Source organism: Flavobacterium sp. RSSB_23 (assembly GCF_051547145.1).
In the GTDB taxonomy this organism is placed as follows: domain Bacteria; phylum Bacteroidota; class Bacteroidia; order Flavobacteriales; family Flavobacteriaceae; genus Flavobacterium.
Window position 1 is genome coordinate 137,253 of sequence record NZ_JBPTTO010000005.1, and the last position, 17,686, is coordinate 154,938.

Annotated in this window: 15 protein-coding genes; 6 read left to right on the forward strand and 9 right to left on the reverse strand. The window is 34.5% G+C overall.

Translation table 11 applies throughout. From position 1 onward, the window contains the following. Positions 1 to 11: 11 nt before the first annotated feature. The gene (locus ACSVH9_RS10025) at positions 12 to 1,985 is read left to right on the forward strand and encodes a transglycosylase domain-containing protein (RefSeq protein WP_438063597.1); all 1,974 of its coding nucleotides are present in this window, start codon (positions 12 to 14) and stop codon (positions 1,983 to 1,985) included. Between the two features lie 696 nt (positions 1,986 to 2,681). Here the strand turns inward: ACSVH9_RS10025 and ACSVH9_RS10030 are convergent. The 5 genes from ACSVH9_RS10030 to ACSVH9_RS10050 all read right to left on the reverse strand — a co-directional run bounded on the left by ACSVH9_RS10030 (position 2,682) and on the right by ACSVH9_RS10050 (position 7,268). Further along, the gene (locus ACSVH9_RS10030) at positions 2,682 to 3,371 is read right to left on the reverse strand and encodes a nucleotidyl transferase AbiEii/AbiGii toxin family protein (RefSeq protein ID WP_438063598.1); all 690 of its coding nucleotides are present in this window, start codon (positions 3,369 to 3,371) and stop codon (positions 2,682 to 2,684) included. Next, positions 3,364 to 3,885 (reverse strand): hypothetical protein, encoded by a 522-nt coding sequence (locus tag ACSVH9_RS10035; RefSeq protein ID WP_438063599.1) that lies wholly within the window; start codon positions 3,883 to 3,885, stop codon positions 3,364 to 3,366. Before ACSVH9_RS10035 ends, ACSVH9_RS10030 begins: the two co-directional genes overlap by 8 nt. Before the next feature lie 351 nt (positions 3,886 to 4,236). Further along, the gene (locus ACSVH9_RS10040; protein WP_438063600.1) at positions 4,237 to 5,274 is read right to left on the reverse strand and encodes an NADP(H)-dependent aldo-keto reductase; all 1,038 of its coding nucleotides are present in this window, start codon (positions 5,272 to 5,274) and stop codon (positions 4,237 to 4,239) included. Positions 5,275 to 5,417: 143 nt separating this feature from the next. Continuing rightward, positions 5,418 to 6,356 carry an OmpA/MotB family protein gene (locus ACSVH9_RS10045; protein ID WP_315144312.1) on the reverse strand — a complete coding sequence of 313 codons (939 nt, stop codon included), beginning with the start codon at positions 6,354 to 6,356 and terminating at the stop codon, positions 5,418 to 5,420. Between the two features lie 150 nt (positions 6,357 to 6,506). Beyond that, complete coding sequence (locus tag ACSVH9_RS10050) at positions 6,507 to 7,268, reverse strand: exodeoxyribonuclease III (RefSeq protein ID WP_438063601.1); 762 nt, start codon at positions 7,266 to 7,268, stop codon at positions 6,507 to 6,509. Positions 7,269 to 7,465: 197 nt separating this feature from the next. Between ACSVH9_RS10050 and ACSVH9_RS10055 the strand changes: the two genes are divergently transcribed. After that, the gene (locus tag ACSVH9_RS10055; RefSeq protein WP_438063602.1) at positions 7,466 to 9,268 is read left to right on the forward strand and encodes a GNAT family N-acyltransferase; all 1,803 of its coding nucleotides are present in this window, start codon (positions 7,466 to 7,468) and stop codon (positions 9,266 to 9,268) included. Positions 9,269 to 9,321: 53 nt separating this feature from the next. Here ACSVH9_RS10055 and ACSVH9_RS10060 read toward each other — a convergent pair whose 3' ends face one another. The 4 genes from ACSVH9_RS10060 to ACSVH9_RS10075 all read right to left on the reverse strand — a co-directional run bounded on the left by ACSVH9_RS10060 (position 9,322) and on the right by ACSVH9_RS10075 (position 13,380). Next, entirely contained in the window at positions 9,322 to 10,008 is a 687-nt protein-coding gene (locus ACSVH9_RS10060; RefSeq protein ID WP_438063603.1) for a response regulator, read from the reverse strand. 12 nt (positions 10,009 to 10,020) lie between these two features. Continuing rightward, entirely contained in the window at positions 10,021 to 12,078 is a 2,058-nt protein-coding gene (locus ACSVH9_RS10065; RefSeq protein ID WP_438063604.1) for a tetratricopeptide repeat-containing sensor histidine kinase, read from the reverse strand. Positions 12,079 to 12,164: 86 nt separating this feature from the next. Continuing rightward, entirely contained in the window at positions 12,165 to 12,401 is a 237-nt protein-coding gene (locus tag ACSVH9_RS10070; RefSeq protein WP_438063605.1) for a 3-oxoacyl-ACP reductase, read from the reverse strand. Between the two features lie 175 nt (positions 12,402 to 12,576). Continuing rightward, positions 12,577 to 13,380 carry a LytR/AlgR family response regulator transcription factor gene (locus ACSVH9_RS10075; RefSeq protein ID WP_438063606.1) on the reverse strand — a complete coding sequence of 268 codons (804 nt, stop codon included), beginning with the start codon at positions 13,378 to 13,380 and terminating at the stop codon, positions 12,577 to 12,579. 317 nt (positions 13,381 to 13,697) lie between these two features. On the opposite strand from ACSVH9_RS10075, the gene ACSVH9_RS10080 reads away from it, so the two are divergent. The 4 genes from ACSVH9_RS10080 (at position 13,698) to ACSVH9_RS10095 (ending at position 17,658) form a co-directional block, all read left to right on the forward strand. Then, a complete protein-coding gene (locus ACSVH9_RS10080) occupies positions 13,698 to 14,225 on the forward strand; it encodes a DUF3575 domain-containing protein (RefSeq protein WP_438063607.1) in 528 nt (175 codons plus the stop codon). A 26-nt stretch (positions 14,226 to 14,251) separates the two neighbouring features. Continuing rightward, the gene (locus ACSVH9_RS10085) at positions 14,252 to 15,133 is read left to right on the forward strand and encodes a nucleotidyltransferase family protein (RefSeq protein ID WP_438063608.1); all 882 of its coding nucleotides are present in this window, start codon (positions 14,252 to 14,254) and stop codon (positions 15,131 to 15,133) included. After that, on the forward strand, positions 15,121 to 16,158 hold the full coding sequence (locus tag ACSVH9_RS10090; RefSeq protein WP_438063609.1) for a phosphotransferase enzyme family protein: 1,038 nt from the start codon (positions 15,121 to 15,123) through the stop codon (positions 16,156 to 16,158). Before ACSVH9_RS10085 ends, ACSVH9_RS10090 begins: the two co-directional genes overlap by 13 nt. 165 nt (positions 16,159 to 16,323) lie before the next feature. Further along, positions 16,324 to 17,658, forward strand: coding sequence for a Gfo/Idh/MocA family protein (locus tag ACSVH9_RS10095; protein WP_438063667.1), 1,335 nt, complete (start codon positions 16,324 to 16,326; stop codon positions 17,656 to 17,658). The last annotated feature ends 28 nt before the right edge of the window (positions 17,659 to 17,686 follow it).

Sequence of the window (17,686 nt, forward strand, 5' to 3'; positions counted from 1 at the left end):
AAAACCGAGATATGAGAACAAACAAACAAAAACTGCTTTTGGCAGCCAAAATACTTTTAGCTGTACTACTACTTGTGGTGGGCGGTTTTATCTTTTTTAGAGACTCGCTTTTAAACCAAGCGTTAGATAAAGTTTCGACCAAAATGACGCAACAATACAACAGTAACTTTACCGTAAAAAAAGCCTCTTTTGATGGATTAAATGGTATTGATTTGTACGATGTTGTTCTAGCTCCAAAAAATGCAGATACCCTTTTGAATATCAAAAAACTGAAAACCAGCATAAGCTTTTGGAATCTTTTTATTGGTAACATTCAATTGCAATCTTTAGAACTAAAAGAAGGATATATTCAATTGGTAAAAAAAGGAAAGGTCAAAAATTTTGATGCTTTTTTGAAGAAAGATGAAGAGCTCAACCTAGAAAACTCCGATAGCAAAACCGATTATGCCACAACAGCTTATCGAATGATTTCGAGATTGCTCAACTTGGTTCCAACAGATATGAGCATCGAAAAATTAGCCTTCAAGATTGACGATAATGGCAAAAAAGCAATCATCGATATCGAAAAATTAACTTTAGACAATCAAGAACTCAACTCCTTAATCACGGTAGAAACGGGTACTTTCAAGCAACATCTGAGTATGAAAGGCTTTGCCGACCCAAGAAACAGAAAAGCCGATATTCGCATTTTCAATAAAGATACTGGCGCCATTCGTTTGCCTTATGTAGACGAGCGCTACAACCTCAAATCGAGTTTTGATTCGATTCGTTTGAATGTTGACAACATCGAAAAAACGATGGGCGAATTCCATTTAGATGGTTTTGCTACCATAACCAATTTACACGTAAATCATCCCAAAATTGCCAACAAAGATGTAGTCATCAAAAAAGCGCGTTTTGACTACCGTTTTCTTTTGGGTTCTGACTTTATTTCTATTGATAAAAGCTCAACATTGCAACTCAATAAAATAAAATTGAATCCGTATATGGCTTACGAAACCGAATCGGATACCATCTATAAACTGCAAGTGAGCATTCCAAAAATGAAGGCGCAAGACTTTATCGTTTCCCTTCCCGATGGTTTATTTACCAACTTTCAAGGGATGGAAGCCCAAGGAAATTTTGAATACAACTTGGATTTTAAATTCAATAAAAACAAACCGTATCAATTGGTTTTTGATAGCAAATTGAACAAAGAAAACCTCCGAATTACGAAATACGGCAAAGCCAATTTGTCAAAACTCAATGGCGAATTTGTGTACCGAGCTATCATCAAAAATGTATTGCAGCGCCCTATTCAAGTAGGAGTAGAAAATCCAGATTACACCCCTTTAGACCAAATTTCTCCCTATTTACAAAAATGCGTGCTCACTACAGAGGACCCTTCCTTTTTCCATCACAGAGGTTTTATCAACGAAGCCTTCAAACAATCGATTATCAAAAACATTCGAACCAAAAAGTTCGCTCGTGGTGCGAGTACCATCAGTATGCAATTGGTCAAAAATGTATTCTTGACTCGCGAAAAAACCTTGTCTAGAAAACTAGAAGAAATTTTACTGGTTTACATCCTCGAAAACAACCGAGTGGTAAGCAAAGAGCGAATGCTCGAAGTATATTTTAATATCATCGAATGGGGACCTGACGTGTACGGAATTGGTGAAGCAAGCCGTTTTTATTTCCAAAAAACACCCGCCGAATTAGACTTGAACGAGTGTTTGTACTTGGCTAGAATCATCCCAAGTCCTCGCAAATTTATGTACCAATTCAATGACGAAGGCAATCTGAAAGACTATGCCGCAAAACAACAACTGTACCTGACCAATCTAATGAACAGACGAGGCCTACTTGCGCCAGAGGATTCCATCTATAAATCGAAACCTTTTTTCATTACCGGTCAAGCCAAATCGTTCATCAAACTGCGAGTCCCAGACAGTACACAAATTCCGGTAGATTCCTTAGCCACCGAATTGCCGTTTGAATTTTAAATAATTAGGAGCAGAAAAAATAGGCTTTCTCAGGAAACACTGGTCCCGCTGTACACTATATCTCTTGTGGTCTCGTTAAAAAAACGAGACCACAAGAGGATGCCGTTCCCATCGGGGCTAAAGAGTAAAAATCTTGTTTTCTAAGAAACATTAAAACCACAAAAAAAGCTGTAATCACAACACGATTACAGCTTTTTTTATTCTAATTTCCTCCAGCTGTTTCGAGCAAAAATAAGTTCAACCGCTAGCGCGATGCCTCAGGCTCGTGCCCATAAAGTTGAGCAGAAAACAAACTATAAGCTTGAAAAAGTTGTAATTTGTGTGTTTTTAATTGAAATAATTAATTGATTATGTTTGTGAGTACGAGCGAGACGCTCGCACTGGCGGGGGCTAAAGAGTAAAAACTTGCTTTCTAGGAAAGATAAAACCACAAAAAAAGCTGTAATCATAACAACGATTACAGCTTTTTTTATTCTAATTTCCCCCAAGCTATTTCAAGCAAAAATAAGTTCAACCGCTAGCGCGATGCCTCAGGCTCGTGCCCATAAAGTTGAGCAGAAAACAAACTATAAGCTTGAAAAAGTTGCAATTTGTGTGTTTTTAATTGAAATAATTAATTGATTATGTTTGTGAGTACGAGCGAGACGCTCGTACTAGCGGGGGATTTAAAACCATAATAAATTCTTGGTTGTCCTTTTATTTAGTAATTAATTCAATCTTCTCCATCAACATTTTAAAACGCTCTTCGCGGATTAATGGATGGATGTGCATTGCAAGAATTTCTTCGGCTTGTGGATGATTTTTGATATTGGTTACTTCTGTTTTTATGTATGCTCTTACATCCTCATCTGACGTTACAATTTCTTCTACTATTGTTGTTCTATTATCTATAAGATAGATGATGTCTTCGAAATCGTGGCTCCCATAATAATCATTATTACCACGATCTTTGAACGCTTCCAGTTTTGTTGCCAAAAAATAGGGAGCAGGTAAAATGTTTATGCTTGTACCATCCTGCAATTCTGTTCGTTGTAAGTATTTAAAACCTGGTTTGTACCAAATGTTTGAAACACCTATACTACTATCATTTGCTGGCATAATGTCTATTGCAATCTCTTGAAATTTATAAGAACAAATTGACTGCCCTTGCGGATCGGGATAAAATTCTAATTCAGCTAATCGTTCTTGCATTTGAGCCCATTCTGCATAATTGGCTAAATTGATGGTCATATCTATATCGGCAGTTGGGCGAATTTCTTCCGCTGCGGGATCGTCTGTATATAATGAAATTATCGCTCCACCAACGAATACCATTTTATCCTTTAACTCTTGCAATCCTTTGGCTACTTGTGCAACTATACCAAGGTTTATAACTTTACTATGCATTTAGAATTCTTTTTTCTAGTTCTTTTTTTGCAATTTCTTTTTCTCGAATTCTTCCTACTCTTATAGCATCTACCAACGTCAGCAATTCATATAACTCTTTATCAGCTAATGTAGCAGCGACCACTGTGTTGTATAGCGGTTCAATAGCTTGCCCTCTTTCTAATCCTTTAGCATAGGGCCAAACATATTTTTCATCTGATTTAATAATTTGATTAAGTGGCGCTGCAGCATGAGCTGTTAAGACCCCTCTTACAATAGCACCGGGTTGTTGCGGAAAAGCATAGGCCACACCATGTAATAGAAATTCTGTAAATGCTAATTTGTTTACTTGTTTTCTTGAAGCATCAATTAATCCTGCATATCTTGAACGGTTTAGCGATTGACTCACTTCTGATTGACTTATTCCTAATTCTTGAGCAATAGTATGATGAAACCATGATTGTTTACCCAATACCACTATTTTTAATAGTATTAAGATATCTTGTGGCTTTAAGTTATTTCTTGACTGTTGCATATATTTCATATTGCGATATGCAATATTAGTAATTTATATACTGAATAACAACATTTTATTGATATATATTTCATATTGCGATATGCAATATGTTCTATCTAAATTAATAATTGTTAACGCTAAACCTCAGGCTCGTGCCCTTAAAGTTGAGCAAAAAACAAACTATAAGCTTGAAAAAGTTGTGATTTTTGTTTTTTAAATAGAAATAATAAATTGATTATAGTTTCGGGTACGAGCGAGACGCTCGCACTAGCATGGGTAAAAACTTGTTTTCTAGGAAAGATTAAAACCACAAAAAAAGCTGTAATCATAACAACGATTACAGCTTTTTTTTGAAATTCTAGTTCTTTCTTAAGGCGCTGGGTCTGGATTTTTTGCTTGAACGCCATCTATCGCTTGCAGTAGTTCTTCGCTTAAAGTTACATTAATCGTATCGATGTTTTCTTTCAGTTGTTCCATTGTTGTGGCGCCAATAATCGTGCTAGTCACAAAAGGTTGTTGCTCAATAAAAGCCAAAGCCAATTGCGTTAGCGTCAATCCGTTTTGCTGCGCGATTTCATTGTACAAACGCGTAGCCGCAGCCGATTGTTCGCTATTGTATCTTGAAAATTGAGGAAACAAATTGATTCTTGCATTAGGATGTGCTTCGCCCGTTAAAAATTTACCCGACAACACCCCAAAAGCCATTGGTGAATAGGCCAAAAGCCCCACGTTTTCTCTGATTCCAATCTCTGCCGAACCATTTTCGTATAAACGATTCAATAACGAATAGGGATTTTGAACCGTTTTGATTCTTGGCAAATTATGGTATTTACTTTCTTCCAAAAAACGCATGATTCCCCACGGCGTTTCATTCGACAATCCGATATGTTTTATTTTTCCTTGTTGGATAAAACCATTCAATGTTTCTAAAACTGCTTGAATGTTGTCTTCCCAAGCATCGTCTTGTACTTTAAAACCGCGTTGTCCAAAAAAATTGGTTTTACGTTCTGGCCAATGCAACTGGTACAAATCGATATAATCTGTTTGTAAACGCTCTAAACTTTTGTCTAATGCATATTGAATACTCGCTGGAGAAAAATCATTCTTTTCGCGCATATAGGTAAAGTTAGGATTTGGCCCCGCAATTTTTGATGCCAAAACCACTTTGTCTCTATTGCCTGTCTTTTGGAACCAAGTTCCTAAAATACGTTCGGTGCTACCATAGGTTTCTTGACGCGCTGGTACGGAGTACATCTCGGCCGTATCGAAAAAGTTAACGCCTTGTTCTAAAGCATAGTCCATTTGAGCGTGTCCTTCGGCTTCTGTATTTTGTTGACCAAAAGTCATAGTGCCTAAACAAATTTTACTGACTTGAATATCGGTATTGGGTAAAGTGGTATATTTCATTGATGCTGAAAATTAATAAAATCTAAAAAGCCAAAGGTAAAAATTAGTTCTCCGATAAAAGTTGGACATTCGTTAATTTTAACACAAAAGGCTCACCATAAAACGGAGAGCCTTTTGCACTTTTCTTTAAAACTAGCTTTATCCTAAAACTCGTTTAACATTTTTGAGATTTCGTCCAAACGTGGTGTCAAAATGATTTCGATTCGGCGGTTTTTGGCTTTTCCTTCGGCGGTGGCGTTACTCATTAAGGGAGCATATTCGCTACGACCTGCAGCCGTTAAATTTTGTTTGTTGACTTTCTTGTTTTCGCTCAAAATAGCCACTATAGCTGTGGCTCTTTTGGTAGACAAATCCCAGTTATCCGCGATTGGTCCTGAACCTTTGAAACCGTCATCATCTGTATGTCCTTCGATTAAAACAGCAATATCTGGATTGTCGCCCAATACTTTGGCTACTTCTACCACTGCTTTTTTCCCTTCGGAACCTACAGCCCAACTACCAGAATTGAACAATAATTTGTTCTCCATAGAAACGTAAACTTTTCCATTTTTTTGCTCAACGGTCAAGCCTTTTCCTTCAAAACCATTCAAGGCTTTGGAAAGTGTATCTTTTAGTTTTTTCATAGCGGCTTCTTTGGCTGCAATCAAATCTTCTAGTTCTTGCAAACGTTGAGCGTTTTTGCTCAAACGCTCTTTTTCGATAGCCAAGGCTTTACTTTTGGCATCGAGCTCGGCAAGAAGTTCATGATTTTTTTTCAAGTTGGTTTGCAAAGCTTCTCCACTGTTTTTCTCAAGTGCTGCATACGAATCTTGAAGTACTTTGTATTTGTTTTGTGCTGCGGCATAGTCTGCTTTTAGCTTTTCTAAATCGGATTTGGTTTTATTTAACTCAGAGGTCAATCCTTCTTTTTCGGATTCTAATTGTGTTTTTGCTTTTTGCAATTCGCCATTTTCGTTGGTTAAATCGGCGTGTTCTTTTTGAAGATTGGCTAATTTATTTTCTAGCTCGTTGTAGATTTTTTTGGACACGCAGGAACTGGCTAAGAGCAGCAGTGTTAGTCCAAGGAAGGTTTTTTTAATCATGGGGTTGAATTTAAACTATATTAATTTTATGTAAGATGATTGTTTGATGTCCTATGCCCTAGCCCTGATGGGAACGGCATCCTTGCTGGTCTCGTTCCTTTTTAACGAGACCAGCAAGATATAGTGGACAGCAGGATTAGCTCCTAAAAATTATTCGATTTCTACCAAAATGGGGCAATGATCGGAGTGCATGGCATCTGGTAGAATAACGGCTCTTTTGAGTTTATGTTGTAGAGAGTCGCTCACCAAGTTGTAATCGATACGCCAGCCTTTGTTATTGCCACGGGCTCCTGCTCTGTAACTCCACCACGAATACTGATGGGGCTCTTGATTGAAATGACGGAAACTGTCGATGAATCCTGAATTAATAAATTTATCCAACCAAGCGCGCTCCTCTGGAAGGAAACCCGAAACGTTTTTGTTGCGAATAGGATCGTGAATATCGATAGGCTTGTGGCAAATGTTGTAATCGCCACAGATAATAAGATTAGGGATGTCTTTTTTTAGTTCGTTGATGTAATCGTGAAAATCATCCATGTACTTGAATTTATGGTCCAATCGGTCAATATTCGTGCCAGAAGGCAAGTACAAACTCATCACAGAGCAATCATCAAAATCTGCTCTGAGGTTACGTCCTTCGAAGTCCATGTGCTCGATTCCGGTTCCATAAGTCACTGCATTAGGTTTGATTTTGGACAAAATAGCTACGCCAGAATAGCCTTTTTTGGTGGCCGAGAAATAGTATTGGTAAGGGTAGCCAGCTTTTTCGATATCGGCTACGGGTATTTGGTCCTCGGTGGCTTTTATTTCTTGAAGACAAATGACATCGGGATTGGCTTGTTGTAACCATTCTAAGAAACCTTTGGTGATGGCAGCGCGAATTCCGTTTACGTTGTAAGAGATGATTTTCATACCGTGGTGTGTTAAATTTCTTTATAAAAAAATGAAAAAATAGCTGATTTTAGCCTATTTTTAATCCTAATTTTAAATAAAAAACTAAGATTTTTGCGGAATTCAAAAGTAGTAAAAAAGTGGAAGTTTGTTTGACAAAACCCAAATAAATTAGCCTTTTTTTCTATCTTTGCGTCTTGCTTTAAAACAATAAAGAAATGGGTTTAGTTACCGCAAAAGAAGTTGCAAAAGCAATAAATACGGATAAGTACGGCGTTTTTGGTACTTTCTCGGGTTGGTTGCTGATGAAAGTTCTAAAAATCTCTACATTAAACAAAATCTACGATAGGAATAAACATTTGAGTGATGTTGAATTCTTAAATGCTATATTGGACGAGTTTCAAATTAAATTTGAAATTCCAAAAGAAGACTTTAAAAGATTACCAAAGGACGGGGCGTACATTACAATTTCAAATCATCCTCTAGGTGGAATTGATGGTATTTTACTATTGAAATTAATGCTCGAAAAAGAGCCTAATTTTAAAATTATTGCCAACTTTTTATTGCACCGCATTGACCCCATGAAACCTTACATCATGCCGGTTAATCCTTTTGAAAACCATAAAGATGCTAAGTCAAGCGTAGTAGGAATCAAAGAAACATTGCGTCACTTGAAAGACGGAAAACCACTGGGAATGTTCCCAGCAGGTGAAGTTTCTACCTATAAAGATGGCAAATTAATGGTAGACAAACCATGGGAAGAAGGCGCATTAAAAGTGATTCGAAAAGCGCAAGTACCTGTGGTACCCATTTATTTTCATGCTAAAAACAGTAAATTATTTTACTTCTTATCGAAGATAAACGACACACTAAGAACAGCTAAATTGCCTTCGGAATTGTTAACTCAGAAGAAAAGAGTCATCAAAGTTCGTATTGGTAAACCAATATCCGTAGCCGAGCAAAATGAGTACGAGTCTATTGAAGAATACTCAGAATTCTTGAGAAAGAAAACCTATATGTTGGCTAATCCTTTCGAAAAAGACAATAATTTCCTGAATACCAATCCGCTTAAAGGACACAAAAGCCCTAAGAAAATCGTTACTCCTGCTAGTAGCGAGAAAATGATTCGTGAGGTCGAAAATCTTAGAACTTTGGATTGTCGCTTATTGCAAAGTAAAAACTATGAAGTCTTTTTTGCCAAAGCTAAAGACATTCCAAATATTCTACATGAAATAGGTCGACTAAGAGAAATCACTTTTAGAGAAGTAGGAGAAGGAACCAACGAATCTATCGATTTAGATAAATACGACCAATACTATCGTCACCTCTTTTTGTGGGATGATGAGACAAACAAAATTGCTGGTGCTTATCGTATGGGATTGGGCTGTGAGATTTACCCAAAATACGGTATGGACGGTTTCTATTTGAATGGATTGTTCCGTTTTGAACCGGAATTGCATGATATGCTGCATAAGTCAATCGAAATGGGGCGTGCTTTTATCATCAAAGAATACCAGCAAAAACCGATGCCTTTGTTTTTGTTATGGCGTGGAATTATCCATACGACCTTGCATTATCCTGAGCACAAATACTTACTTGGCGGGGTGAGTATAAGTAATCAATTTTCTGATTTTTCAAAATCATTAATGATTGAGTTCATGAAATCCCACTATTACGATCCTTACATTGCACAATATGTGCATCCAAAAAAAGAATATAAAGTAAAACTAAAGGATGCTGACAAGGATTTTGTTTTTAATGAAACCGATGCCGACTTAAATAAGTTTGATAAAATCATTGATGAATTAGAACCAGGCGTATTGCGTCTTCCTGTATTAATCAAAAAATATATCAAACAAAACGCAAGACTGGTAGCCTTTAACGTTGATCCGCTTTTTAACAATGCAATTGATGGATTGATTTACATTCGAATTGAAGATATTCCAGAAAGCACCATGAAACCAGTTATGGAAGAATACCAAGCCGAACTGGAACGAAAAATGAATGACAAAGAAGATTAATATCACAAAAAAAGACACCTAAGGTGTCTTTTTTTATGCAAATATTTTCTAAACTACAGCAGTAAACCTTTGGATTTAGCCACTTTTACCAATTCTTCATCAGAACCATCCTTGAGTTCTAAAAGCACTTTCAAGTCTTCCATTCTCCTTTTTATAGCGCTTGAAGAAATAGGTACGTATTGCGGAATATCAGCAACCTTAGTTCCTTTTGACAATTGGAACAAAATCTTTTTATCAAACTGATCAATTTCGATAGGAACATGTTGCATTTGGCTTAGCATTTCCAAAACGGATTGACTGTAATACTTTTCATTTTTAATCACTCTATCAAATGCAAAAAGCAATTCATCAAAAGTTAAGTCATTTTTAATTATCAATCCATTTGGATTAATATTTTTTAGAATGGTATTGATTTTTAATTTTTCTGTAAACATGGTAAGCAAAACAATTTTGCATTTAGGCATACGCTCCATAAGTACAATTGCTAAATCTTCACCAGATAAAATTCCTTTTTCTACATAAGCAGGCATACTTATATCCAAAAAGGCGATATCAAAAGAAGGTGATTCCGGATTAACAATCACCTCATAGCCTGATTGACAATCTTTGGCTTGATCAATCAAAAACTCATATTCGGTAGGACGATATCGAGTTATGGCATTCTTATATCCTTGAATGATGAAAGGATGATCATCAACAATAAGGATATTTTTTTTAATTACTGTAGATTCTTGGGGCATTGTATGAATTGATTAAGTTTGGTTATTTGGGTTTTCAATGGGGACTTCAATAATAAGTTGCGTTCCTTCGCCTGGTTTTGTTTTTATTTCTAATTTACCCTTACACTCTTTGGTTCTAAATGCTATGTTTTGGAGACCAATTCCTTTCTTGGCTCTTTTAAAATTAAATCCTATTCCATCATCTGCAATACATAACTTTAGGTGTTCCGGATTGCTTTCTTTTTTAAAATCAACAGCTATCAAAGAAGCTTTTGCATATTTATTACAGTTTTGCAAGGCTTCTTGAAGCATTCTGTATAAGTTAATTTTGACTTCATTTGAAACATTAGCCCAGTCAATATTCTTATCAAGAGTAAAATTTAATTTTGTTTTGAACGCTTTTCTTTGATTCTCAATAAGATTGTTTAGAATCACTACGAAGTTATTAATTAATTCGGTGTTTTCTCTATTCAAATCATGAGAAATTTCTCGGATGTCTTGTTCAATCTGCTTTAATTCTGCTAAATATTCTAATCTGCTTTTAATCGCATGTTGATCCTGAGCGGTGTTCATCGTATCCAAATTCATTCGAACTCCAAATATTTTGCCCAAAACGCCATCGTGTAACTCCCTTGCAACTCGTTTTTTTTCTTTTGCTCTGTTTTCTTCTATTGTTTTTTGCTGAGATATCATCAGATTGTAAATTTCAGCATTAGCAATTTGTTGCTGTTCTTTAAACATTAATTCTCTATGTTTATTGCGTTGAGAAACAAAAACAAAAGTAAAAACCCCTATCAAGGTGAGAATACTAAAAACATAGAATAAATTTCGATTTTGAACGACCAAATCAGTGTTTTCGCTTTTTATAACATCCGTTTCATACTCAATTCGGGAGAATTTTTCACCCATTTTTCGTTCCGCTTTTTGAAGACTGTCATTGATGTGAATGTATTCTCTAGAATAAAGTGTCGCGTTTTGGGGTTCTACTACACCCATCTGTTTTAGAGCTACCAATACATTTCTGAAGTTTTTATCATTTCTAGCAGAAGTCAATGCCTCTCTTGCATATCGAACCGCTTGGAAACTGTCATTGTGATAACTATAATATTCTGAAAGGTGGATTTTACTTAAAAATATTCCAGCTGATAATTTGTAATCCAATCTTAATTTAAGCGCTTTATAAAACAACTCAGGAAGCTCTTCTTGTGAATTAAGTTTAAAATTACTGTAGGCTAAATTATCCAATAGCATAGCATACAAAGCTGGTTTATCAATTCTTAAATTTCTTTGTTGTAATCCTAATTGAAAATATTTCTTTGCAGTTTCAAAATCTTTTATATTTTGATAAACATAACCTAAATTATTTAAAGAAGTTGCCTTAGATTGAAAAATTGAAGGTATAATTTTATCATCAATCTCATTCAATGCTTTGTTATGATACAATATTGCATTATCAAAATCTTCTAACTCATTATATATTATACCTAATAAATTATATGATTCATAAATAACCTCTTTATTCCCATTATTTTTTATCTCTCGAAGTGCCGATACTACAGCATTCTGACTTCCTAAGAAATCACTCTCATTAAACTGTAAAAGAGCTTTGTTTATTAATGTTCTAGCTAAATTTTCTTTATCATTTAAATCAGAATATAATTTTTCAGCTTTGTAATAATACATAAACGAACTATCTGATATTCTTTGTGAACTATAATAATCCCCTAAATAAGAATTTGATTTAGCAATAAAAAGAGTGTCATCTGATTCCAAAGATCTTTGAAGAACTTCTTTTACTGTTTTCTTATACAGAAACGAATCATTCATATTAAAGTACCTATTAGCAACTTTAAACAAATTAGCTCTGTTTAATGAATCATTACTTTGATTGATTATAATATTATATGCCTTCTGATTACTTAATTTTCTTTTTTCATAAGATAGTTTCTCATTATTTGCTATACTTAAATAAATATCCAAACTATCAGAAGATGAAGCCACACCTTCTAATAATTGCTTTGGGTTATTCGTATCTGTACATTCTATAAAAAAAAATAGGAGAATTATAACTCCTAAATATTTGTTTTTCAATAGTATTTGTTTAGATTAGAACCAAAAGTACAAAAAACAAAAAAGCTGCCAAAATTGACAGCTTTAAATTTTCATATAGTTACTTTTTAATCAACCTTCTTATTTCCTCCTGCGGACTGTGCTCCATTAATGTCTACTTTCTTATTTCCTCCTGCTGACTGTGCCCCATTTATATCCACTTTCTTATTCCCACCTGCAGATTGAGCCCCGTTTATTTCAGTTGTAGTTCCTTTTTCAATTGTACCTTTTTGTTCTGGTGTAGTAAATGAAGTTAATCCCATTACTAATGTAAATAATCCGATAGTTAAGATTGCGTTTTTCATAATTTGTGGCTTTATGTTTTTGAATAGATTTTACTTTTTTCTCCACTTTCTTGCGGAAATCTTTTGTAAAACTAAGCAGCCACACCACTTTTTTTTCACTCAAAAACCCTGTTTTTGGTAGAATATAGCCATTCGTTAGCAAGTACTATTCAATACAAAGTAAACTAACTGATTGTCAGATTTCCAGATAGTTGCCCTTTGAAAACTCCGCAATAATCAAGTCAATATTCGATTTATAGGACCTTGAAAAAGGTATTTTTTTTAAGCTATTTCTTATGAAACACAAAGAGTTACCCGCTTGAATTCGCGATATATAATTTCGATTTACGATGTAACTATTATGGATTCTAATGAAGGGAAAATCTAAAATAGACTCAAAATGTTTTAACGTTTTAAAAGCAGTTATCATTTCACCAGAATTCAAATGAATATCTGTAGAATTGTTATCGGCTTGAAAAAAACAAATATCATCTGCATTGATGTAACGATAATCCCCATAGGATTTAATACAAATGATTAGTGGCTTTGATACAACAGTTGCTTGAGCATACCTTTTTCCTGTGAAGACTCCTGAATCACTACACCCATTTGTAATAACAGAAGTTGCTTTCTTGTTTAGTCTATGTAAAGATTTAATAATTTGCTGAGGCTGCACAGGCTTTGTATAATAATCAAAAACTCCATAATTTATGGCATCAAAAGCCCATTCTTTTTTATTTGTAGTGATAACTATTTCAGGTAAAATAGTAAGAAAACGATGCAACTCACTGATAAAGCCTAACGATAATAAACTTTTTTTATCGGTCGGGTCAATTTCTAAAAAAACAAGTTGAGGCTTTTTTTCCAATACTAAATCAATCCCATTCACATGTGTATTTGCCATTCCTAAGAATACCAATTCAGGAAACTCGTCTGCAATACCTTTAGTTTGCAAAGCGTCCTCTTTTGAATCATCAACAATTACATACGTAAAACTCATTTGGCAACCTTTAAAATATAATTAGAAATTATTGTCAAAACCTATTTAAATTGTACTAAAAAATGCTCGTTTTACTAAAGAGTATTTTTAGAAAACTTAAAGTTATAGCAATCCTACTTTACCTTTACGTTTTGTTAAAAGAAAGTTTCTATTTGTTAACATAAAGAATTAAAAATACAGAAAAATTCTATAAAAATGCTCAATACAATAAAATTAAACCATAGAATGCAATGAATTATCTAATTTGAATATTTATAAACTTAACGGTTCCTTTAATTAAAAATTAATTTCTTTCTTACATTTGAAAAAAACTATTTATGAAAAAACTATTACTTTTATGCACTATCGTCTTAAGTTTAACTAGCTATAGTCAAGAAAATGAAGTGTCAACTTTTAAAAAAAATGAGATTAAGGGAAATGCTTTGTTTTTAGTTTTAGGTGCTGTTGAAGTAACCTACGAACGCATACTAACTGAGGATTCCGCCCTAGGTGCTTCTGTTTTTTTTATTAACGAAAATGATTCGGATATTTCTTTTAGTTTCACTCCATTTTATCGTGCTTATTTTGGAAAAAAAACAGCTAGTGGTTTTTTTGTTGAAGGATTTAGTATGATTAATACAGGAATAAATAGTAGAACGTACTATTATGATAATACTGGAAACTTAAGTTCAATAAATAAAAATCGTTTTACTGATTTCGCTCTTGGCTTTGGAGTCGGTTCTAAATGGATTCACAAAAAAGGATTTGTTTTCGAAATAAATGCTGGAATAGGCCGAAACTTATTCAGTGACAATAGTCCAAAAATAGTAGGTCGTGGTGGCATTACTTTGGGTTATCGATTTTAATTACTAACAGTGTTAAATACTTTAATTTGAAACCTACACTTCTTGTTTTAGCCGCTGGATTGGGTTCTCGTTATGGAGGATTGAAACAGCTCGACGAATTAGGTCCTAATGGTGAAATCATAATGGATTATTCTATAAAAGACGCCCTCAAAGCTGGTTTTGAAAGCGTGGTTCTAATTGTACAAGAAGCCATGATTCCAATACTTCATGAGCGATATGTGGTTCAATTGAAATGGCCCATTTCATTTGTAATTCAGGACAAATTCATTGAAAGTAATCATGTAGTTTATGAAAACTCCAAACCTTGGGGAACTGCGCACGCTCTTTGGTGTGCAAGAAATAAGATAAAAGGTAATTTTTTATTAATCAATGCGGATGATTTTTATGGTCAAAATTCCTTTGTTTTAGCTTTTAACCATTTGATTCAATACAAAAATCCGTGTGCAGTCGTTTTCCCAATCTTGAAAACCTTATCTGAAAATGGCACCGTAAATCGAGCCGAAATTCATATTGAAAATGGGTTTTTGAAAGATTCTATCGAAAGAGAAAAAATTAGTAAAACCAATGAAGGTGTTTTTTATCCCAATCCAAATGGAGAAAACATTCAACTCAGTGAAGACACTTTAGTCTCAATGAATATGTGGGGATTTACAACCGAAATTTTTGATTTCTTAGAAAATGAATTGGTTGACTTTATCCAAAAATGGCAGCAAAATACAAAGCTTGAATATCAGCTACCAAATGTAGTTACTGCTATGATTGAAAAAGGTATTTATCAGATAACTGTACTTACCACTGACGAAAAATGGATAGGAATTACCTACCAAGACGACAAACAAAAAGCTAAAGTACAGTTGGAAGAATTACATAACTTAGGAGTTTACAACAACCCATTATGGAAACACTAGTAATAAAAGTTGTCTCTGAATTTTTAGGAGCAGTAACCATTACTGATATTGTGACTCTTCAAAGTGGTTTGATTAATAGTACCTATAAAATTACAACCAACAAGGGGATTTTTGTTTTACAAAAAATGAATCAAAAGGTCTTTCCCAATATCAATTCATTGTTGAACAATAAAACAAAAACAACTCAATTTTTAAAAGAAATTGGTTTCCCAACAGTTACATTCCTTGCTACTAAAGAAGGGTTATTGTATAGTAAACTCGGTGAAGATATCTGGCAAATGTCGGTTTACATTCCCTCATTTGTTAAAGAAAAAATCGAGTCTCCTACTATGGCGGAAAAAGCAGGTATTCATTTAGCACAATTTCATAAAATACTACTTGATTTTCCAATTGAACAATTAGAATATACCCTACCCGATTTTCATAACACACCTAAACGATATACCGATTTTAAGAGCAAGTTGATTAGTGCTTCAAAAGAGCGTTTGCAAAAGGCCAGTGAGGAAATAAAACAACTTAACTATTATTATACTAAAGTAGCTTCGGTGGCTTTAGCTATTCAAGAAGGAGAAATTCCTTTGCGCGTTGTGCATAATGATACCAAAATAAGCAATATGCTTTTTGATGCGAAAGGTAATATTATCTGCATTATTGATTTAGATACGATTATGCCAGGTAGCCTTCTTCATGACGTTGGCGATGCCTTAAGGTCAGGAACAAATACCGCCACAGAGGAAGAAAAGGATTTGGCCAAAGTAAATTTTGATGCCAATATCTACGAATCGTTTATAAAAGGATATACGAAAGAGGCACATTCATTTATGACTACAAAAGAATTAGAATCGCTTCCTCTCAGTCTTCCATTATTACTTTTTGAACAAGCTTGTCGTTTTCTATCAGACTATTTAGATAACGATTCGTATTATGCTACCGCTTATGAAGAACATAACTTGGTTCGAGCCAAAACTCAAATTCATTTGTTAAAACAAGTCTTCACACATAATAAAAAAATTGATAGTAACTGATAGTAAGCTTTTAAAAATATGAATAACATAACAATCCGATAATTTTACCTCCAAAAAAGTAAAAGGGATAAAGAATAATAAATAATTTTTAAACTATATTTGGTTAAACAGTTTATAATAATATTCATGAAAACTTGCATTACCATTCTATCTTCCTTAGTGTTTATGCTTTCATTAGCAACTGTAAATGCGCAAATTATCAAAGTCAAAACACCTGCGCGTAGCAAAAACCAAACAGATGTTTTGCGAATGGCTGCGCCGGCAATTCCAATTGTACGCATCGCCTTTATCGGATTAGGAATGAGAGGTTCGGATGCAGTAGAAAGAATGACCAATATAAAAGGAGTAGAAATCGTAGCGCTTTGTGATGTTTTACAAGAAAGAACTCAAGCCTCAAATACTACCTTACAAAAACTAGGATTCCCTAAAGCCAAAGAATTTTATGGAGAAAATGCTTGGAAAGAAGTAACCAAATTACCCAATGTAGATTTGGTTTACATTGCTACAGATTGGCTTCATCATGCACCAATTGGCGTTCAGGCGATGAAAGATGGTAAACACGTAGCCATAGAAGTTCCTGGGGCATTAACAATGAAAGAAATTTGGGAATTAATTGACACTTCAGAAAAAACAAGAAAACATTGTATGCAACTTGAAAATTGTGTGTATGATTTTTTTGAATTAACTACTTTAACTATGGCACAACAAGGTGTCTTCGGGGAAATACTACATGCTGAAGGGTCTTATATTCATGGTTTACAGCCTTATTGGGGTGCCTATTGGAATAACTGGCGTATGGACTACAACCGCAAGCATCGCGGAGATTTATATGCTACACACGGTATGGGCCCAGCTTGTTTAGCATTGAATATTCATAGAGGAGATAAAATGAATTACTTAGTTTCAATGGACACAAAAGCGGTTGGAAATCCTGCTTTTATCGAACAAAAAACAGGCGAAAAAGTAAATGACTTCAGAAACGGTGACCATACAATGACAATGATTAAAACTGAGAATGGAAAAACGATTCATATTCAACACGATGTAACATCACCAAGACCTTACAGTAGAATGTATCAGTTAAGCGGTACTAAAGGATTTGCCAACAAATACCCTTTTGAAGGATACGCTTTAGATGAGGCACAGGTGGGTGATGCTATTGCTCCTGGACATAAAAAATTATCTGCGCACAGTTATATGCCAGAAGAAGTCAAAAAAGCATTAATGCTAAAATATAAAAACCCTATTGTTGTTGATATTGAAGAAAAAGCCAAAGAAGTTGGCGGCCACGGAGGTATGGACTTTATAATGGATTACCGATTGATTTATTGCTTACAAAAAGGACTTCCATTAGATATGGATGTTTATGATTTGGCCGAATGGAGTTGTTTGGGCCCGTTAACAGAACTGTCATTGGATAATAATTCTGCTCCAGTAGCAATTCCTGATTTCACGAGAGGAAGTTGGAATAAACTAAAAACAGTTGAATTCTCTAAATAGTTAAAAGATTCTAGTCCTAAAGAGCAAG

What these genes read in the sequence shown, in the direction of transcription:
- ACSVH9_RS10060 (WP_438063603.1), bottom strand. Translation starts at nt 10,008, where the DNA reads ATGCCCCAAGAATCTACAGTAATTAAAAAAAATATCCTTATTGTTGAT.
- ACSVH9_RS10045 (WP_315144312.1), bottom strand. Translation starts at nt 6,356, where the DNA reads ATGATTAAAAAAACCTTCCTTGGACTAACACTGCTGCTCTTAGCCAGT.
- ACSVH9_RS10030 (WP_438063598.1), bottom strand. Translation starts at nt 3,371, where the DNA reads ATGCATAGTAAAGTTATAAACCTTGGTATAGTTGCACAAGTAGCCAAA.
- ACSVH9_RS10050 (WP_438063601.1), bottom strand. Translation starts at nt 7,268, where the DNA reads ATGAAAATCATCTCTTACAACGTAAACGGAATTCGCGCTGCCATCACC.
- ACSVH9_RS10055 (WP_438063602.1), top strand. Translation starts at nt 7,466, where the DNA reads ATGGGTTTAGTTACCGCAAAAGAAGTTGCAAAAGCAATAAATACGGAT.
- ACSVH9_RS10075 (WP_438063606.1), bottom strand. Translation starts at nt 13,380, where the DNA reads ATGAGTTTTACGTATGTAATTGTTGATGATTCAAAAGAGGACGCTTTG.
- ACSVH9_RS10080 (WP_438063607.1), top strand. Translation starts at nt 13,698, where the DNA reads ATGAAAAAACTATTACTTTTATGCACTATCGTCTTAAGTTTAACTAGC.
- ACSVH9_RS10090 (WP_438063609.1), top strand. Translation starts at nt 15,121, where the DNA reads ATGGAAACACTAGTAATAAAAGTTGTCTCTGAATTTTTAGGAGCAGTA.
- ACSVH9_RS10035 (WP_438063599.1), bottom strand. Translation starts at nt 3,885, where the DNA reads ATGCAACAGTCAAGAAATAACTTAAAGCCACAAGATATCTTAATACTA.
- ACSVH9_RS10040 (WP_438063600.1), bottom strand. Translation starts at nt 5,274, where the DNA reads ATGAAATATACCACTTTACCCAATACCGATATTCAAGTCAGTAAAATT.
- ACSVH9_RS10025 (WP_438063597.1), top strand. Translation starts at nt 12, where the DNA reads ATGAGAACAAACAAACAAAAACTGCTTTTGGCAGCCAAAATACTTTTA.
- ACSVH9_RS10095 (WP_438063667.1), top strand. Translation starts at nt 16,324, where the DNA reads ATGCTTTCATTAGCAACTGTAAATGCGCAAATTATCAAAGTCAAAACA.
- ACSVH9_RS10070 (WP_438063605.1), bottom strand. Translation starts at nt 12,401, where the DNA reads ATGAAAAACGCAATCTTAACTATCGGATTATTTACATTAGTAATGGGA.